A 17,868-nucleotide genomic window follows, 5' to 3' on the forward strand; every position below is an offset into this window, starting at 1 on the left:
GCTCGTCACGCGAGGGCCGTGGCAGCGGGCGACGCCGCGTTCTGCACGAGCTTGCGCGGCGCGCCGGAGCCGTCGGCCGGGACCGTCCAGATCGCGTTGTCCAGCCCGTACAGGACGGTGTGGTCGTCCTGCCAGAGAGCCTGGTCGTCGACGCTGCGGGTCTCGGCCAGCGCGGTCTCCCGCAGCGTCGCGAGATCCAGCACCGACAGCCGCCAGAAGCCGTCGCCGACTTTCTTCTTGAACGCGATGCGCTTGCCGTCCGGGGAGAGCGACGGGCATTCGACGTTCTCCCTGACGGCCTTCCCGCGGTAGCGCGCGTAGTCGGCCTCGACGAGGTACGTCTTGCCCTTGCTGCCGAGGGTGGCGTAGAAGCGGTTGCCATCGGGGGCGAACGTGATGCCCCAGTAGTTGACGTCGGCGGCGAAGTACCGCTTGCCGTCGAGGAAGACCGGCAGCTCTTCGATCGTCTTGACGAGCCGTCCGGTGTCCGCTTCGTACAGTCCGGCGCGGGTCGAGAAGCCGGTCTGGGCGTAGGAGTCTCCGGTGACGAACAGTGTCCAGTAGACGCGCTTGCCGTCGGGGGACACCCGCGCGCGGCTGGGCGTGCCGGGCAGGGTTTCGGTGTGGCGGACGGCGAGGTGGTCGTCGAGGACGAGGACGTCGGTCACCGCCGGCAGCGTCCCCGGCCGCACGGCCAGGCACACCGCCGTCTGCTTCGCCGCCGCGAACCGGTCGCATTTCAGGCTGCTGAGCTGCGGCTTCGCTTCGGAATGCGCCAGCGGGACGGCGCCGACGCGGCCGGTGGCCGTGTCACGGAACAGCAGCTGGCCGGGCGCGAGGGTCAGCGCGGCGGCCGGTTCGGCGTCGGCGGTCTCGTGGCGGGAGCTGACGACGTAGGCGACCGCGGCGGCCACCAGCAGCGCGGTGCCCACGAGGGCGAGGACGAGTTTCTTCACGGGCGCACCGGTTTCACGAGAGCGGCGGCGAAGGCGACGACAGCCAGGCAGGCCGTGGCGCCGAGCACGGCGGGCCGCAGGTCCCAGACGGTCCATGCGAGTCCGAACAGGACGGACGACAGCATCCGGGCGACGGCCTGGCCGGTCTGCACGACGGCCATCCCGGTGGCGCGCAGGCCGGCCGGGATGAGCGGTCCGGCGGCGGCCATGAGGACGCCGTCGGTGGCCGCGTAGAAGACGCCGTGCAGGCCGAGCGCGACCACGGCGAGGACCGCGGTGGCCGGGCCGCAGAGCAGGAGCAGGGCCAGGCACAGCGCGGCGTGGCCGCCGAGGAACACCGGCCAGCGGCCGATCCGGTCGGCGAGCCTGCCCAGCGGCACGGCCAGCACCAGGTAGACACCGGCGGTGCCCAGCGGCAGCAGGGGGAAGAACGTCGCCGCGATCTCCCAGCGGCGCTGGAGCACGAGGTACACGAAAGAGTCGCCGACCGTGACCAGGCCGAGCAGCGCGGCCCAGAGCGTGACGCGCCGGAAGTCGCTCTCCTTGAGCAGCCGGAACGCGGCTCGCGCGGACACCGCGGCCCGGTCGAGGGCGCCGGGGCGATCGCGGACGAACAGGGTGAGCAGCAGGACGGCGATCGCCGCGACGCAGAAGCTGGTGAAGAACACGCTGGTGTAGCTGCCGAGGCTCAGCGCGAGCACGGCCATCGCCACCAGCGGGCCGAGGAAGGCGCCGACGGTGTCGAGCGCGCGGTGCACGCCGAACGACCGGCCGAGCGCGTCGGGCTCACTGGACAGCGAGATCAGGGCGTCGCGCGGGGCGGTGCGCAGGCCCTTGCCGGTGCGGTCGGCGGCGAGGACGACGCCGATCGCCGCGACCGACGAGCCGGCGGCGATGAGGCCGAGCTTGCACACCGCGGACAAGCCGTACCCGAACCCGGCGACCGCCTTGAGCCGCCGCCACCGGTCGGCGAGGTGCCCGCCGAGCACCCGCACGACCGCCGTGGCGCCCGCGTAGAGCCCGTCGAGCAGCCCGAACTGCAGCGGGTTCAGGCCGAGGCCGAGCACCAGGTAGAGCGGGAGGACGGCGGTGACCATCTCCGAGGAGACGTCGGTGACCAGGCTGACCATGCCGAGCGCCACGACGTTGGCGGAGACCCGCTTCAACGCGGTCCTGCGCTCGGTGCCGGTCGCCACGTCCGAGGTCCGGCTTGCCGCGATGTACATGCCCGCGTCTCCTAGTGGCAGGTGTAGGTCGGGCTGCTGTCGAGGACCTTGCCGTCGACGCCGATGAGCTGCGTCTGGAACGAGGTGTCGGTCATCGACAGCTTGAGGACGCCGTAGGTCTTCAGCAGCTTCGCGGTGGTCGGGTGCGCGGAGTGGAGGTCGTAGAGGCTCGCGCCGCCGCTGCCGCCGACGATCTCGACCGGGCCGGCCGCGTCCGCCTTGCCGTCGGCGTTCTGCGGGACGAACCGCTCGTAGTCGTGGTCGTGGCCGTTGAGGACCAGGTCGACCTTGTTGGCCACCATCAGGTTCCACAGCTCGATGCTGTCGGGGTTGTCACCGTGGTCGCCGGAGCTCCAGCGTGGGTGGTGGTAGTAGGCGGCGACGCAGCCCTTCTTGTTGTTGGCCAGGTCCTGCTTGAGCCACGCCAGCTGCTCGCTCGGGCCGAACTCGTGGGTGGCGAAGTCGTTGGAGTCGAGGGCGATGAAGTGCCAGTTGCCCATTTCCCAGCTGTAGTAGCGCTGGCCGTGCGGCTTCGCGATGGCGCCGAAGTAGTCGTCGTAGCCCTTGTACGGCGTGTCGTCGTAGGTTTCGTGGTTGCCGGGGATGGGGTGGGTGATGGCCTTGAACTTGCCCCAGGTCTTGTCGTAGTAGGACTTGAAGTCCGAGAGGTGGGCGTCGTCGTACTGGTTGTCGCCCATGGTGATCACGGCCGCCGGGTTCATGGTCTCGACGAGCTTGGCGGTCTTGACGTGGGCGCAGCTGGAGCTGCTGGCGGTGCAGCGTTCGGCGATGTCGCCGGCCGCGGCGAGGACGAAGCCGGTGCCGTTGCCCGCCTGGGTCTTGACGGTGATCGGGGTGCTGGTGCCGGACAGGTTCCCGGCGGCGTCGCGGGCGCGCACGGCGTAGGTGTAGCTCGTGTCGGGCGTGAGGCCGGTGTCGGTGTAGGACGGGGTCGTGCTGGTGGCGACGGCGGTGCCGTTGCGGAGGATGTCGTAGCCGGCGACGCCGACGTTGTCGGTGGCGGCGTTCCAGGTCAGGGGCACGCTGGTGGCGGTGGCCGGGCCCGCGGTCAGGCCGGTCGGCGTGGTCGGGGCCTGGGTGTCGCCGGAGGAGTCGGTGCTGCCGAAGACCTGCATCTCCCAGAAGGAGTAGCCGTAGCTGGTGGCGCGGGTGAGGCCGACGAAGCGCACGTACCGGCCGTGGGCGTTGAGGCCGGTCAGGTCGTCGGTCTTGCCGTCGCCGTTGTCGACGGTGGCGGCGGTGGTGAACTGCGTGCCGTCGTCGGACACTTCGATCCGGTACTTCTTGGCGTAGGCGGCTTCCCAGTTCAGCAGCACGCGGTGGATGGCGGCGGGCTGGCCGAGGTCGATCCGCAGCCACTGGGGGTCCGAGCCTTCGGCGCTGGCCCACCGGGTGGACGTGTTGCCGTCGACGGCCTTCGCCCCGGTGTAGGACGAGCTTTCGACGGTGGACGTGGCGACGGGTTTCCCCTGCGAGAGCAGGACATCGGCGGCCTGCGGGGTACTGGCCGCGGCGATCGCGGAGGGCAGCAGGGTGATCGCCGCGATCACGGGGGTGAGCCGGGTGAGTGTGCGTAAGCGGGTCGACGGCACGTCGCGCTCCTTCTTGGCCTGGCGGAGGGCTGCTGGGCTGCGGCGTTTCTGTTAGGAAAGTTTCCTAACTAAAGAGACTGTATCGATGACCGGTTTCGGGTGACAAGACGTGTCCGGCCATTGAATCGGTCAAGAGGGTGAGCTTCGGCTGCTTTCCGCTGGTCAGCACCCGTCCCGATAATCGGGGCAGTGCCCCGCGAGGCGAGATCGCGGGCCCGCCTCCGCCGATCTTGTCGGTGGCGGCCGGTAGCATGGAGACCGGGGGCAGCGCCCATCGCTGCGCGCCGATTCCTCTTGCACTGCAACGGAATCACGTCCGTACAGTTCACTCTTTCCAGCGATGGTGTTCGCACACTTGTTCGGTTAGCTTCAGATGTATGACCCGCTCAGCTCTCCGAACGCAGCAGCTTCCGGATCTCGGTGACCGCCGCGCGCCCCGCCCGGTTGGCCCCGACCGTGCTCGCCGAAGGCCCGTAGCCCACCAAGTGCAGCCGCGGCTCGCGCACCACGCGCGTGCCGTCCATCCGGATGCCGCCACCCGGCTCGCGCACGTGCAGCGGCGCCAGGTGGTCGATCGCCGCGCGGAACCCGGTGGCCCAGAGGATCACGTCGGCGTCGAACCGCGAACCGTCGGCCCACTCGACCCCCGTGGGCACGATCCGGGAGAACATCGGCCGCCGGTCCAGGATCCCGGCGGCGCGCGCGGCGCGCACCTCGGGCGTCACGGCGAGGTCGGTCACGCTCACAACGCTCTCCGGCGGCAGCCCGGCGCGCACGCGTTCTTCAACCTTCGCGACGGCGCTGCGGCCCCAGTCCTCACTGAAGGGCTCGTCGCGCCACACGGGCGGGCGCCGGGTCACCCAGGCCGTGGCCCGCGCGAGAGGAGCGAACTCCATGAGTAGCTGAACGGCGGAAGCCCCACCCCCGACCACGACAACCCGCAGGTCCCGGAACTCGCCGGGCCCGGCGTAGTCGGCGGTGTGCAGCTGACGGCCGGCGAACGTCTCCTGTCCGGGATAGCGCGGCCAGAAGGGCCGATCCCAGGTACCGGTCGCGCTGATGACGGCCCGAGCGGCCCATGACTCGGCCGGGCTCGCCACCACCAACCGCTCCCCCGCGCGCGTCACGGACTGGACGTCGACGGGTCGATGCACAGGGAGGTCATAGACGCGTTCAAAGCGCGCGAAGTATTCCGAGACGACCTCGGAGGCGGGCCGCGTGACGTCCGGGCTGCCGAAGGCCATGCCGGGAAGGTCGTGGATGCCGTGCACCTTGCCGAGGACGAGTGAAGGCCACCGGTACTGCCACGCACCCCCGGCCCGCTTGCCATGATCGAGCACCACGAACCCGGAGCCGTTGGCGAACCCGGCCCGGCGCAGGTGATAGGCCGCGGAGAGGCCGGCCTGCCCGGCACCGATCACCACGACATCGGTCTCGTGATCCGCACGGCTCATGTAGGTGTCAACAGCACCGAAAGGCAGGTATTTCGCGCCCTGAATCACACGGCGCCCATCAGGCCCGCGCTTCCGGAACGTGCCCACCACCCGCTCAGCTCGCGACTACCCGACCACGCCCGCGAGACCGCGTTCCCGGCCGAACCAGCCTGCTCCGGCAGGCTCAAGCCCACAGCCGTCCACCCGGCTGCGCCCGAGTCAGGGCCCCGGCGCCACCAGACTCACGCTGCCACCCTCGGTTGCACCCAGCCCATTCCCAGGCCCCGAACCAGCACCCGCCACCCTCATACCGCCGCCCCCGTCGCACTCAGCCTGAGCCCGGCCCATATCCGAGGCCGCCCCCATCGGCTCCACCCCGCACCAGCGCCAGCCAGGCTCACACGGCACCCCGCTGCCCCCAGCCTCAGCCCACATCCCACGCCGCCCCGAACCAAAGGCCCCCAGCGCCGGCCAGGCTCAGACCGCCACCCGGTTACGCCCAGCCTCCTTGGCACGGTAGAGCGCGGCGTCCGCCGAGCGGAGAACGTCGTCCAGGGTCGGGCCGGCATCCGGGTGGCGCGCGACGCCGATCGATACCGACAGGCCGCTCACCCGGACCGTGCCGCTGCCCGTCGAAATCACCACGTTCAGCTCCCCCACCGCCGCGCGCACGCGTTCGGCGATCCCCAGCACGTCCGCGCGCCCGATACCCGGCAGCAGCACCACGAACTCCTCACCACCGAACCGGCCGACCGTGTCGCCCTGGCGGACCGAGCCCGAAATCGCGACCGCGACCGCCGCGAGGACGTCGTCGCCGGTGAGGTGACCGTACGTGTCGTTGATGCGCTTGAAGTGGTCCAGATCGATCATCAGCACCGCGAAACCACCACCCGCGGCGCCGCGCCGCTGCGCGCGGGCGTGCTCCCGAACCGCCGACTCGTGCCAGCCCGCGGTGTTGAGCAGCCCGGTCTTCTCGTCCGTGACGGCGGCGACCTGGAGCTGCTGCTTCAACAGCAGGTACCGGTGCAACAGCAGCAACGGCGCGACGACGAACACCACCAGCACCGGCTGCTCGGCGAGCGCCAGCGCGGCGAGCCCGCCGAGACAGAGCGTCGCCAGCTCGAAAGCGTTGTCCTCCCACGTGCCGATCAGATCGGCCGCCGAGCGCTGGCTCGTGTACAGGTAAATCCCGGCCGCGACCAGGCCGATGTTGACCAGCTCGAACACGGCCGCGCCCAGGCAGAGCCCGAACAACCCACGCGGCGTCTGCAACGGCGTCCCGTGCAGCCCGGACACAGCGAGAACGGACGAAGCAGCGAAGCAGGAGAGCATCGCCCAAGCCGTGCTGGCGACGAAGCGGTGCGCGGGCCGCGTACGGACCTGACGCCACACACGCATCCACAGGTGCGCGTAGAGCACGACAGCCAGCAGCGCCACCCAAGCGGGCGGCAGCAGGACGACACCGGCGAGGTACCAGACGGACGTGACGTTGATGTGGGTCTGCCCGCTCATCCACCGCCGCAACCGCTCGATCCGGCGCGACATCTCGGCCTGGGCCACACCGAGCCCGACCAGCACGCCGAACCAGACCGGCCGCACCGGCCCACCGAACCCGGTGACCAGCGCGGTCACGGTCGCCCCGACGGCGACCAGCTCACAGCCGAGCGCGTAAGTGATCCACCGGGCCTTGGCCCCGCCCCACATCGCCCACCGAGCAGGCCACCCCACCCAGGCGGAAAGCGCTTCCCCGCGCACGTCGGCCTGGGCTCTCAAGAGCCGAAGCCACAGAAGTGACGGACCGGCATCGTGACGTACCCCTTGCGCGAAGTTCGGCCGACAGGTAGCCCAGCGTAGCCGTTCAGACGACGCCCGTCGCCAGTCCGGGCGAATTGCGGGCAACGCGCCTGCCCAAAGACCCGCGCAGGGTGGGTCTGCCCAGCTCAGAGCAGCACAATCAGCTCATCGCCGCCAAAACACCGACACGACTCCGCGCAACTCAGCCGCCCAACGAACGAACAAATCCGCCAGCGCGCGTACGCGCGGCTCGGCCGCCAGCGCCCGCACAAGCCGACCGGCTCGCGCCCAGCACGCACGACCAGCCCTGAGCGACCCGACCGACTCACCGCAGCGAGCTAACCAGCCCGACAGCGCCACCGGTTCCCTGAGTAGCTCGCCCGCCCCAACCTCCCAGCCACGAGCGATCCGACTCAACCTCCAGCGAACCGCCGAGCCCGACAGCCCACCGGTTCCCTGAGTAGCTCGCCCGCCCCAGCCTCCCAGCCACGAGCGATCCGACTCAACCTCCAGCGAACCGCCGAGCCCGGCATCGCCACCCGCTACCTGCCTCGCGCGCCCAGCACTGGGCTACGGCGCCTTCTCACCCAGCGGACCAGCCAGCCCGACCGGCGCGCCGCTACTTGCGCAGAGCGCGAACGATCGCCACCACCCCGGCCACCGCCGCGATCGCGACCAGCACCGGCGCCAGCCGCTTCAGCACCGACTGCCCGGCGTAATCGAGGAGGTCGATCGCTTCCGTCTCCGGGGCCGCCGGAACGCTGCGCAGCGGCGGGCGCTCCGCTGTCTCCTTCGGTGCCGTGTTGATCTCCGGGGTCGTCGGGGCCGGCTTGACCGCCGGTTCCGGCTTTGCCACCGGCTCTGCCGTGGCCGTCGGCTCCGGTGCCGGTTTCTCGGCCGCCGGTGCGGGGGCCGGTGTGGCCGCGGGCGCCAATTTGCCCGACAGGCAGCCCGCGAACGTGTCCAGGATCTTGCCGCCCACCTCGCTGATCAGGCCGCGGCCGAACTGGGCCGGCTTGCCCGTGATCGCCAGGTCCGTCGCCACCGCGCCGTGGGTTCCGCCGTCGCTCTCCGTCAGCGTCAGCGTCACCGTTGCCGCCGCCGTGCCCGCTCCGCGGGCGTCCTTGCCCGATGCCTTGATCGTGACCTTGTGCGCCGCTTCGTCCTTCTCCAGGAACTCGCCGTTGCCCTTGTACAGCAGGGAAATCGGGCCGAGCTTGACCTTCACCGTCCCGCTGAACTTGTCCCCTTCGACCTTCGTCAGCGTGGCGCCCGGCATGCACGGGGCGACGCGCTCGGGGTCGACGACCGCCTGCCAGACCTCGCCGATCGGTGCCGGGACGGTGAATTCGTGGTCGAGCCGCACGGCCGACCTCCTTCCTCGAGACGAGCCTGCCGCACCCCACCCTAGCCGCACCCGGCGCTCGTGCCCCGGCGGCGAAGCCGGGGCACGAGCGGTGTGTCAGGCTCCGGCCGCCGCCGCGATCGCGCGGCCCGTCAGCACCTTCGCCAGGTGACGGCGGTATTCGACGTCGGCGTTGCCGTCGACCGGCGGGTTCGTCCCTTCCGCCGCGTGGGACGCCGCCGCGCTGATCGACTCGGCCGACGCCTGCACCCCGACCAGGGCCGCTTCGACGCCCGTGGCGCGGACCGGCGTCGAGCCCATGTTGGTCAGCGCGACCCGCGCCTCCTCGATCACCCCGGCCTCGGTACGGACGGTGACCGCGACCGCGACCATCGACCACGCCTGGGCGACACGGTTGAACTTCTCGTAGTGCGCCCGCCACCCCGTGTGCTTGGGGACGCGGACCTCGACGAGCAGCTCGTCCGGCCCCAGCGCCGTGGTGAACAGGTCCTGGAAGAACTCCGCGGCCGGCACCGTCCGGCGCACGGACGGCCCGGCCACCACCAGCGCAGCGTCCAGCGCCAGCACCGGCGCGAGGAGGTCCCCGGCCGGGTCGGCGTGCGAGATCGCGCCGCCGAGCGTGCCGCGGTGGCGGATCTGCGGGTCGGCGACCGTGTCCGTCGCTTCCTTGAGCAAGGCCGCGTGCGAAGCGACCAGCGGGTCGCGCTGGACCTCGTAGTGCGTGGTCATCGCGCCGATCACCAGCGCGTCGCCGTCCTCGCGCACGCCGCGCAGCTCCGGGATGCGCCCGAGGTCGACCAGCGTCGTCGGCGCGGCCAGCCGCATCCGCAGCACCGGCAGCAGGCTCTGCCCGCCGGCCAGCACCTTGGCGTCCTCGCCCGCCGACGCCAGCGCCTGCACCGCTTCGTCCACTGTGGACGGGCGGACGTAGTCGAAGGAAGCCGGGATCACTGCGCACCTCCGGTAGCGTCGATCGAACCGAGCCCGCCACCGGCTTCGTCGCGGCCGGGGCCGCCCGCGTCGGTGGTGCCGTGCTGGATGGCGTGCCACACCCGCATCGGCGTCAGCGGCATCTCGATGTCGTCGACGCCGAAGTGCCGCACCGCGTCGACCACCGCGTTCACCACCGCCGGGGTGGACGCGATCGTGCCTGCCTCGCCGACGCCCTTGGCGCCGAGCGGGTTGGTCGTCGACGGTGTCTCCGTGCGGTCGGTGGTGAACGACGGCAGGTCGGCCGCCGACGGCAGCAGGTAGTCGGCGAACGTGCCGGTGGTCAGCGTGCCGCTGTCGTCGTGCTCGGTGCCCTCGAACAGCGCCTGCGCGATGCCCTGCGCGAGCCCGCCGTGCACCTGGCCTTCGACGATCAGCGGGTTCACCACGACCCCCACGTCGTCGACGCAGACGTACGAGCGCAGCTTGATCCGGCCCGTCTCGGTGTCCACCTCGGCGGCGCACAGGTGCGTGCCGTGCGGGAACGAGAAGTTCTCCGGGTCGAACGTCGCGTCCGAGTCGAGCGACGGCTCGACCCCGTCGGGCAGGTTGTGCGCCGCGAACACGGCCAGCGCGACATCACCCAAGGTGGTGGATGTGTCGGTGCCCTTCACGGTGAACTTGCCGCCGGCGAACTCCAGGTCGTCCTCGGCGCATTCGAGCAGGTGCGCCGCGATCGGCTTGGCCTTCGCGATCACCTTCTCCGCGGCCTTGATGACGGCGATCCCGCCGACCACCAGCGACCGCGAGCCGTAGGTGTCCATGCCCTTGTGCGACGACTGCGTGTCGCCGTGCAGGATCTCGACGTCCTCGAACGCGACGCCCAGCTGGTCGGCGACGATCTGGCTCCACGCCGTCTCGTGGCCTTGGCCGTGCGCGGACGCGCCCGTCGTGACCTCGACCTTGCCGGTGGGCAGCATCCGGATCGACGCGTACTCCCAGCCGCCGGCGCCGTAGTCCAGCGAGCCGAGCACCCGCGAGGGCGCCAGACCACACATTTCGGTGAACGTCGAGACGCCGATGCCGAGCTGGACCTTGTCGCCGGACTCGCGGCGGCGCCGCTGTTCGGCGCGCAGGCCGTCGTAGTCGAAGAGCTGCTTGGCCTTCTCGGTCGCGGCCTCGTAGTTGCCGGAGTCGTAGGTCAGCCCGCACACCGTGGTGAACGGGAACTCCTCGTGCTTGATCCAGTTCTTCTCGCGCAGCTCCAGCGGGTCCATGCCGAGCTCGACGGCGAGCTCGTCCATGATCCGCTCGATCGCGAACGTCGCTTCCGGCCGTCCGGCGCCGCGGTAGGCGTCGGTCAGCGTCGTCGTCGTGTACACGTTGGTGCACGCGAAGTGGTACGCCGGGATCTTGTAGATCGCGTTGAACATGAACGCGCCGAGGATCGGTACACCGGGGCCGACGAGGCCGTTGTACGCGCCGAGGTTGGCGAGCAGCTCGACCTTGAGGCCGGTGACCCGGCCGTCCCGGGTCGCGGAGATGGTGATGTCCTGGATCTGGTCGCGGCCGTGGTGGGCGGCGAGCATGGTCTCCGACCGCGTCTCGTTCCACTTGACCGGCTTGCCGAGCTTCTGCGCGACGAGCAGGGACATCATCTCTTCCGGCAGGACGCCGATCTTGCCGCCGAAGCCGCCGCCGACGTCCGGGGCGATCACGCGCAGCTTGTGCTCGGGAATGCCGAGCGTCAGCGCCGACATCACGCGCAGGATGTGCGGGATCTGCGTGGCCGACCACATGGTGATCTGGGTGCCGGTCGGGTCGACGACGCAGGCGCGCGGCTCCATGAACGCCGGGACGAGCCGCTGCTGGCGGAAGCGGCGCTTGAGGACGACCTCCGACGAGCTGATCGCGTCCTCGACGTTGCCGCCGGTGCCGGCTTCGGCGGAGTCGAACTTCCAGACCGCGCTCGTGTTGGTGCCCAGGTCCTCGTGGACGAGCGGGGCGCCGTCGGCGATGGCGGCCTCCATGTCGAGGACCACCGGCAGCTCGTCGTACTCGACGTCGATCTCCTCGAGCGCGTCGTGCGCTTCGGCGGACGAGCGCGCGACGACGACCGCGACGCCTTCACCGGCGAAGTTGACCTGCTCGGCGGCGAGCACCGGACGGCGCGGCGCCTTCATGTCCGGCGTGATCGGCCACGCGCAGGGCATGCCGATCGAGCCGTCCGGGTCGAGGTCCTTCGCGGTGAAGACGGCGATGACGCCCGAAGCGTTCTTCGCCGCCGACGTGTCGATGGAGACGATCTTGGCGTGCGCGAACGGGCTGCGCAGGACCGCCATGTGCAGCATCCCGGGCAGCGTGATGTTGTCGGTCCAGCGGGTGCGGCCGGTGATCAGCCGCTCGTCCTCCTTGCGGCGGCGGGCCTTCCCGACCTCCGGTTCGATCGTCGCGGTCATCAGTCACCACCCACGCCGACGTGCTTGTTCTCGGCGATCCGCTCGGCTTCGGGTCCGGCGCCGGGACTCATGTGCTTCGCGGCGTCGCGGACCGCCCGGACGATGTTCTGGTAGCCGGTGCAGCGGCAGAGGTTGCCTTCGAGGCCCTCGCGGACGGCCTGTTCGTCCGGGTCCGGGTTGTCGGCCAGGAGGTCGATCGACTGCATGATCATGCCCGGCGTGCAGAACCCGCACTGCAGCGCGTGGTTGTCGTGGAAGGCCTGCTGCACGGGGTGCAGCTTGCCGTCGCGGGCGAGGCCTTCGACGGTGGTGACCTCGCAGCCGTCGGCCTGTACGGCCAGCACGGAACAGGACTTCACGCTGTGCCCGTCGAGGTGGACGGTGCAGGCGCCGCAGTTGCTGGTGTCGCAGCCGACGACGGTGCCGACCTTGCCGAGCCGCTCGCGCAGGTAGTGCACGAGCAGGGTGCGGGGCTCGACTTCGTCGGTGTACTTCGTCCCGTCGACAGTGACGGAGATGCGCATCAGGCCTCCAAAAAAGCGGATGCCCGCCGGGGCGGAGCAGCGGCGAGCCGGTTCGGGAACGGCCAGGCCCGACCGTGATCGGGCTCACAAGACCCGAGCGTGCTACGCGACCTTCGCGGGGACAAGTCCTGATGTCACACGTTCAACTATCTTTTCCGCAGATGCACGGCCATCCCGCGAAAGGCGCCGTTTCTGCGGAAGTCCGGATGGGTGAACTTTTGTGGGCCACCCGGAGCAGTGCCGCCGGCTCAGCCGTGGATGCGGCCGCTGAGGTCCGCGAGCCGCCGGCCGCCGCCACCCCACCGCAGTGCGATGATCTCCGCCGCGATGGACACCGCCGTCTCCTCCGGGGTGCGGGCGCCCAGGTCGAGGCCGATCGGCGAGGACAGCCGCGCCAGCTCGGCCTCGGTGATCCCGGCTTCCCGCAAGCGGGCGAGGCGGTCGTCGTGCGTCTTGCGGGAGCCCATCGCGCCGACGTAGCCGACGTCCAGGCGCAGCGCGACCTCCAGCAGCGGCACATCGAACTTCGGGTCGTGGGTCAGCACCGCGATGGCCGTGCGCTGGTCGACGCGGCCGGCCTCGGCTTCGGCCTTCAGGTAGCGGTGCGGCCAGTCGACGACCACGTCGTGCGCGTCCGGGAACCGGCTGGCGGTGGCGAAAACCGGCCGTGCGTCGCACACCGTGACCTGGTAGCCGAGGTAGGCGCCCATGCGCGCCATCGCGGCGGCGAAGTCGATCGCGCCGAACACGAGCAGCCGGGGCGGCGGCTCGAAGGAGTTGACGAACACCGTCATCCCCTCGCCGCGGCGCTGCCCGTCGGGACCGTAGTGCAGGGTGCCGGTGCGGCCGCTGGCCAGCAGGCCGCGCGCGTCGTCGGCCACGGCGTCGTCCATCCGCGACGAGCCGAGCGAGCCCGCGGTCCGGTCCGGCCAGACGATCATGTGCTCGCCCACCAGGCCTTCGCGCTCGTGCTCGATGATCGTGACGACCGCGACCGGCTCGCCACCGCGCACGGACGCCACGACGTCGCCGAGCTCGGGCATCGACGCGCGGTCGACCGGCTCGACGTAGATGTCGATGATCCCGCCGCAGGTGAGGCCGACCGCGAAGGCGTCGTCGTCGCTCACGCCGTAGCGCTGCAGCACCGGCTTGCGCTCGGCGACGACCTCCTGCGCGAGCTCGTAGACGGCGCCTTCGACGCAGCCGCCGGACACGCTGCCCGCGACGGTGCCGTCCGGCGCGACGACCATCGCGGCGCCCGGCGCGCGCGGCGCCGAAGAGAACGTCGCGACCACGGTGCCCAGCCCGACCGTTTCACCCGCCGACCAGCGGCGGAACACGTCGTCCAGTACGTCACGCATCGGAAATCTCCCCGAGCAGTCGTTCCAAGGTGGCCAGGGTGTGCCCGGCCAGCAGCCGGTCGATGTGGGGCAGCGCGGCCACGATGCCCGACTGGACCGGAGCGTACCCCGCACGGCCGGCATGCGGATTCACCCAGAATACGGCGTGCGCGAGGCGGCGCAGCCTGGCGAGCTGCTCGCCGAGCAGGCCGGTGTCGCCGCGTTCCCAGCCGTCGGAGAAGACGGTGACGACCGCGCGGCGCGCGATGCCGCGCTGGCCCCAGCGGTCGAGGAACGCCTGCAGCGTCTCACCGAGCCGGGTGCCGCCGGCGAAGTCGGGCACCGCCGAGCCGGCCGCGAGCATCGCGCGTTCGGGGTCGCGCAGCCGGAGCTGGCGAGACACGCGGGTGAGGCGCGTGCCGAGGGTGAAGACCTCGACGGATTGGGGCGCGCGCCGCGTCAGGACGTGGGCGAAGCGCAGCAGGGCGTCGGCGTACGGGCTCATCGAACCCGAGACGTCGATGAGCAGCACGACCCGCCGCGGCCGGCTGCCGCGCCGGACGTGCGCGAGTTTCACGGGCTCCCCGCCGCTGGCGAGCATGGCGCGCAGCGTGCGCGACGGGTCGAGCCGTCCCCGTCGCGACGGCGTGCTCCGGGCGGCCGGCCGGTCCGGGAGCGCGGGCTTCAGGGTGGCCAGCAGTTCGCGGAGGTGTTCGCGTTCGGCGGTGGTGAGCGCGGCGAGGTCCCGGTGGCGCAGCACTTCCTGGCCGCTGGCGGCGACTTTGAGCTGCTCGGCGCCGTCGCCGCCCTCGGCGTCCCCACCTCCGGTTTCGGCGAGAGGCGCAATCCGAGCCTGCTTCGGCGCGGCGGCCTTCGCGCGCTGCGGAGCGGGCGGCTCGATGGAGAACCACTGGCTGAAGGCCTCCTCGTAGCACGGGAGGTCATCGGGGCTGGAGCACAGGGTCAGCCGCCCTGCCCAGTACAGCTGGGTGGGCCGGGCGACATCGACCGCGGCCACGGCGGCGAGGTAGGCCTGCACACGGTGCGCGTCACAGGCGACCCCGGCCTCCCGCAGCGCGGCGGCGAACCCGGCGTAGCCGGCCACCGGATCAGTGGTCATGCATCCATTGTGCGCTCTGGTGGCGTCCCGGCGAGGAATCGAACCCCGGACCTCGGCGTTCGTAGCGCCGCGCTCTCTCCGACTGAGCTACCGAGACAAGGCGGCCTGCGCACACGCCCCTCCCCGGACGGGCGCAGACCGCGCTCTCCGCCGCGGCCGACCCAAGGTAGCGGAGGGTGGGCGCGAAGAGCTTTCAGGAAGTGTGTTCAGCGAACGGCACGGGAGATCGTGCCGCAGCGGTGCATCCGGAATCCGGTCACGATCTCCTCCTCTCGGGTGTTGCCTGCTGTGCTGAGAAAAGGATGCCGGAGCCCGGCGGGCGGGGCAACGGAATTAACCGCGTACCGCGAAGCACCTGCCGAGTCCTAAATGGACATCCGGCGGATGCGGCGTCACGCGGCCTTGACGCCGGGGGTGATGGGAGCGCAGCCGCGCAGCCCGGCGGTCTTGTTCAGCTCCAGAACCGGCGGCAGCGTCCGCTGCGTGTACGCCTTGAGTTCCGCCAGCTTCGCGTCGTCGACCAGGTCGCGCCGCACGTAGTAGCTGACCCAGTTCCGCGAATCCACCGTGAGGTTCCCGATCGGCTGGGTCGCGAAGATCGTCACGTACTGCTGCTCGAACCTCGGGTCCTTGTCGAACTGCAGCGTCGAGATCCAGGAGCCGATGAAGGTGATCAGCTCCGGCTTCTCGGAGTCGAACACGTAGTCCCGCACGCCGGCGACGTCGGAATGCAGGAGGTGATCGGCGACCGTCTTGTCACCGAGGCCGGCGAGGTCGAGCACGCGGATCCGGCTGCCCAGCGACGTCGCGCCGAGGTCGATCAGGCCGACCTGGGCGGAGTCGGGCAGCCTGAGCAGGTCCGCGAGCCCGTTGATCGTCTGGGCGTCCCGCTGCGCGACGATGCACATCGCCGTCTTGACGTTGGCCCGGTAGTCGGTCCCCTGCGCGTAAAGCCCGTTCACCGAGCTGACCAGGGCGACCACCAGGAGGCAGGCGAGGACGATCCGGCCGCGCAGCCGCGCCGCGGCCAGCGCCTCGACCACGACGACCGCCCCGCCGAACGCGCCGAGCGTCCACACCGGGGTCGCGAACCGCAGGTGCCCCATCCAGTCGTACTCGAGGATGATGAACGCCACGACGGAGAGGCCGAACGGCACCAGCAGGGCGATCAGCCCGGTGCGCAGCCGCGATGGCCGGACGAGCAGCATCGCCAGGCACGCGACGGCGACCGCGACGATCAGCCAGCCCACGTAGTCGATGATCTGGCCGGGCTGGGCGAGGTCGTCGAGCGTGGGCGGTTCCTGTCCCTTCGCGACCGCGGTGTTCGGCACGAGCCTGCCGAACTCGAACCAGCGGAAGACGAGGTACCCGCCGTACGGCACGGCGAACGCGACGATCGAGACGACCACCGTGCGGACGCTGCGGACGAGCAGCTCGCGCTTGAGGAACAGCAGCACGACGATGGGGTAGGCACCCGCGTAGATGACGCCGTCGGGACGGGTCAGCGCGGCCGCGGCGGCGATCAGGCCGGAGCCCGCCGCGATCTGGTAGTTCAGCAGCTTGCCGCCCTGCACCGCGCGCAGGACCAGCACCCCGAGCGCCGCGACGGTCAACGCGTAGAAGGAGTTCTCCAGGCCCGAAAAGCACCAGATGACGAACGACGGGATCGCGGCGAGCGCCGCACCGGCGGCGAAGGTGATGAGAGCCGGGCGGCGGCTGAGCGTCTTGGCGCCGAGGTAGAACAGGACCAGCAGCCCGAGGCAGCAGGCCAGCGCGAGCGCCTTGGGGAAGAGGATCTGGTCGTTGACCCCGAAAAGCGTGCCGTGGTCGAAGAGGCCGACGAGCTTGCCGAGCGCGAGCAGGATCATCCAGGTCGGGTTGGAGTAGCCCTCGACCGGCATGGCGCCGGGCTGCAGGACCGGGCCGAAGCCGTCGGCGACGTTGCGCGAGTACGCGAACGTGATGGCCGAGTCGTCGATCAGCCAGTGGCCGTAGAACGAGGCGTGCACGGCGATGAGCGCGGTCCCGCCGAGGACGGCGGCCACGGCGGCGAAGCGGGCGCGCCACCTGCGCGCGGGCACAGCCGGCGCCGTCGGCCGCCGTTCGGCGACCGGCCTTGCCTCCGTCGTCTCCGCCACGCTCATGCCGCAGGTCCTCCCCCGCCTTCGGTGCCCCCGGAACCGGCCACTCAGGCGAACAGCGCGTCGAGTTTCGCCCTGACCCGGTCGAGGTCTTCGCTGTACTTCAGGACCGCGCCGAGTGTCCGCGCCGCCGTCGCCGCGTCCAGCTCGTCACGGTGCAAAGCCATCAAGGCTCGCGCCCAATCGAGTGACTCTGCTACCCCTGGTGGCTTCAGCAAGTCCATTTCGCGGAGCCGATGCACCGCTTCAGCGACCTGCCGAGCTAGGACTTCACCTATTAGCGGGATCCTACGGCGCAGGATTGTGACCTCTCGCACCAGGTCCGGGTGTTCCAGCCAGTGGTAGAGGCAGCGGCGCTTGAGGGCGTCGTGCACTTCGCGGGTCCGGTTCGACGTCAGGACCACCAGCGGGGGCTCTTCGGCGCGGACCTCGCCGTACTCGGGGATGGTCACGGCGTGCTCGTCGAGCAGCTGGAGGAGGAAGGCTTCGAATTCGTCGTCGGCTCGGTCGATCTCGTCGATGAGCAGCACGCACGGCGCCGTGATCAGGGCCTGCAGCAGCGGCCGGGCCAGGAGGAAGCGCTCGGTGTAGAGGGAGCGTTCGGCGGTCTCGACGTCGACGCGCCCGTCGCCGGCGGCTTCGAGGGCGCGCAGGTGCAGGAGCTGGCGCGGGAAGTCCCACTCGTAGAGGGCCTGGGCGGCGTCGATGCCCTCGTGGCACTGGAGGCGGACCAGCGGGCGGCCGAGCGCGGTGGCCAGCGCGATGGCGAGCGACGTCTTCCCGGTGCCGGGCTCGCCTTCGCAGAAGAGCGGACGGCCCATCCGCAAGGCGAGGAACCCGGCGGTGGCCAGCCCGTCATCGGCGAGATAACCGGTCGCATCCAGCGCGGCGGCGAGTTCTTCAGGCGAGTCCGTCACGCTGTCGATCGTAGGCGGCCCGGCGCTGGTGTGCGGCTTCGCCGGGCTG

At 71.0% G+C, this 17,868-nt stretch carries 13 protein-coding genes and 1 tRNA gene; all 14 read right to left on the reverse strand.

Annotated elements, in window-relative coordinates; translation table 11 throughout:
- Positions 1-5: 5 nt before the first annotated feature.
- The 14 genes from BT341_RS39205 to BT341_RS39270 all read right to left on the reverse strand — a co-directional run bounded on the left by BT341_RS39205 (position 6) and on the right by BT341_RS39270 (position 17,819).
- On the reverse strand, positions 6-956 hold the full coding sequence (locus tag BT341_RS39205) for a TolB family protein (RefSeq protein ID WP_072481030.1): 951 nt from the start codon (positions 954-956) through the stop codon (positions 6-8).
- Complete coding sequence (locus BT341_RS39210; protein WP_072481031.1) at positions 953-2,182, reverse strand: MFS transporter; 1,230 nt, start codon at positions 2,180-2,182, stop codon at positions 953-955. The genes BT341_RS39205 and BT341_RS39210 overlap by 4 nt, the downstream gene beginning before the upstream one ends.
- An 11-nt stretch (positions 2,183-2,193) precedes the next feature.
- Positions 2,194-3,753, reverse strand: coding sequence for a discoidin domain-containing protein (locus BT341_RS39215; RefSeq protein ID WP_072482425.1), 1,560 nt, complete (start codon positions 3,751-3,753; stop codon positions 2,194-2,196).
- Positions 3,754-4,181: 428 nt separating this feature from the next.
- A complete protein-coding gene (locus tag BT341_RS39220; RefSeq protein ID WP_072481032.1) occupies positions 4,182-5,249 on the reverse strand; it encodes an NAD(P)-binding domain-containing protein in 1,068 nt (355 codons plus the stop codon).
- A 456-nt stretch (positions 5,250-5,705) separates the two neighbouring features.
- Positions 5,706-6,932, reverse strand: a complete 1,227-nt coding sequence (locus BT341_RS39225) for a GGDEF domain-containing protein (RefSeq protein ID WP_072481033.1) — start codon at positions 6,930-6,932, stop codon at positions 5,706-5,708.
- A gap of 709 nt (positions 6,933-7,641) precedes the next feature.
- Positions 7,642-8,388 carry an SRPBCC family protein gene (locus BT341_RS39230; RefSeq protein ID WP_072481034.1) on the reverse strand — a complete coding sequence of 249 codons (747 nt, stop codon included), beginning with the start codon at positions 8,386-8,388 and terminating at the stop codon, positions 7,642-7,644.
- Positions 8,389-8,484: 96 nt separating this feature from the next.
- The gene (locus tag BT341_RS39235; RefSeq protein ID WP_072481035.1) at positions 8,485-9,339 is read right to left on the reverse strand and encodes an FAD binding domain-containing protein; all 855 of its coding nucleotides are present in this window, start codon (positions 9,337-9,339) and stop codon (positions 8,485-8,487) included.
- Positions 9,336-11,777, reverse strand: coding sequence for a xanthine dehydrogenase family protein molybdopterin-binding subunit (locus BT341_RS39240; protein ID WP_072481036.1), 2,442 nt, complete (start codon positions 11,775-11,777; stop codon positions 9,336-9,338). Before BT341_RS39240 ends, BT341_RS39235 begins: the two co-directional genes overlap by 4 nt.
- A complete protein-coding gene (locus BT341_RS39245; RefSeq protein WP_072481037.1) occupies positions 11,777-12,301 on the reverse strand; it encodes a (2Fe-2S)-binding protein in 525 nt (174 codons plus the stop codon). The genes BT341_RS39240 and BT341_RS39245 overlap by 1 nt, the downstream gene beginning before the upstream one ends.
- Before the next feature lie 248 nt (positions 12,302-12,549).
- A complete protein-coding gene (locus BT341_RS39250) occupies positions 12,550-13,662 on the reverse strand; it encodes an XdhC family protein (RefSeq protein WP_072481038.1) in 1,113 nt (370 codons plus the stop codon).
- Complete coding sequence (locus BT341_RS39255) at positions 13,655-14,761, reverse strand: vWA domain-containing protein (RefSeq protein WP_072481039.1); 1,107 nt, start codon at positions 14,759-14,761, stop codon at positions 13,655-13,657. Before BT341_RS39255 ends, BT341_RS39250 begins: the two co-directional genes overlap by 8 nt.
- A 20-nt stretch (positions 14,762-14,781) precedes the next feature.
- A tRNA-Arg gene (locus tag BT341_RS39260) sits at positions 14,782-14,858 on the reverse strand.
- A gap of 295 nt (positions 14,859-15,153) precedes the next feature.
- A complete protein-coding gene (locus BT341_RS39265) occupies positions 15,154-16,905 on the reverse strand; it encodes a hypothetical protein (protein ID WP_072481040.1) in 1,752 nt (583 codons plus the stop codon).
- Positions 16,906-16,949: 44 nt separating this feature from the next.
- Positions 16,950-17,819 carry an AAA family ATPase gene (locus tag BT341_RS39270; protein ID WP_072481041.1) on the reverse strand — a complete coding sequence of 290 codons (870 nt, stop codon included), beginning with the start codon at positions 17,817-17,819 and terminating at the stop codon, positions 16,950-16,952.
- Between the last annotated feature and the right edge of the window lie 49 nt (positions 17,820-17,868).

This window comes from Amycolatopsis australiensis (assembly GCF_900119165.1).
Taxonomy (GTDB): domain Bacteria; phylum Actinomycetota; class Actinomycetes; order Mycobacteriales; family Pseudonocardiaceae; genus Amycolatopsis; species Amycolatopsis australiensis.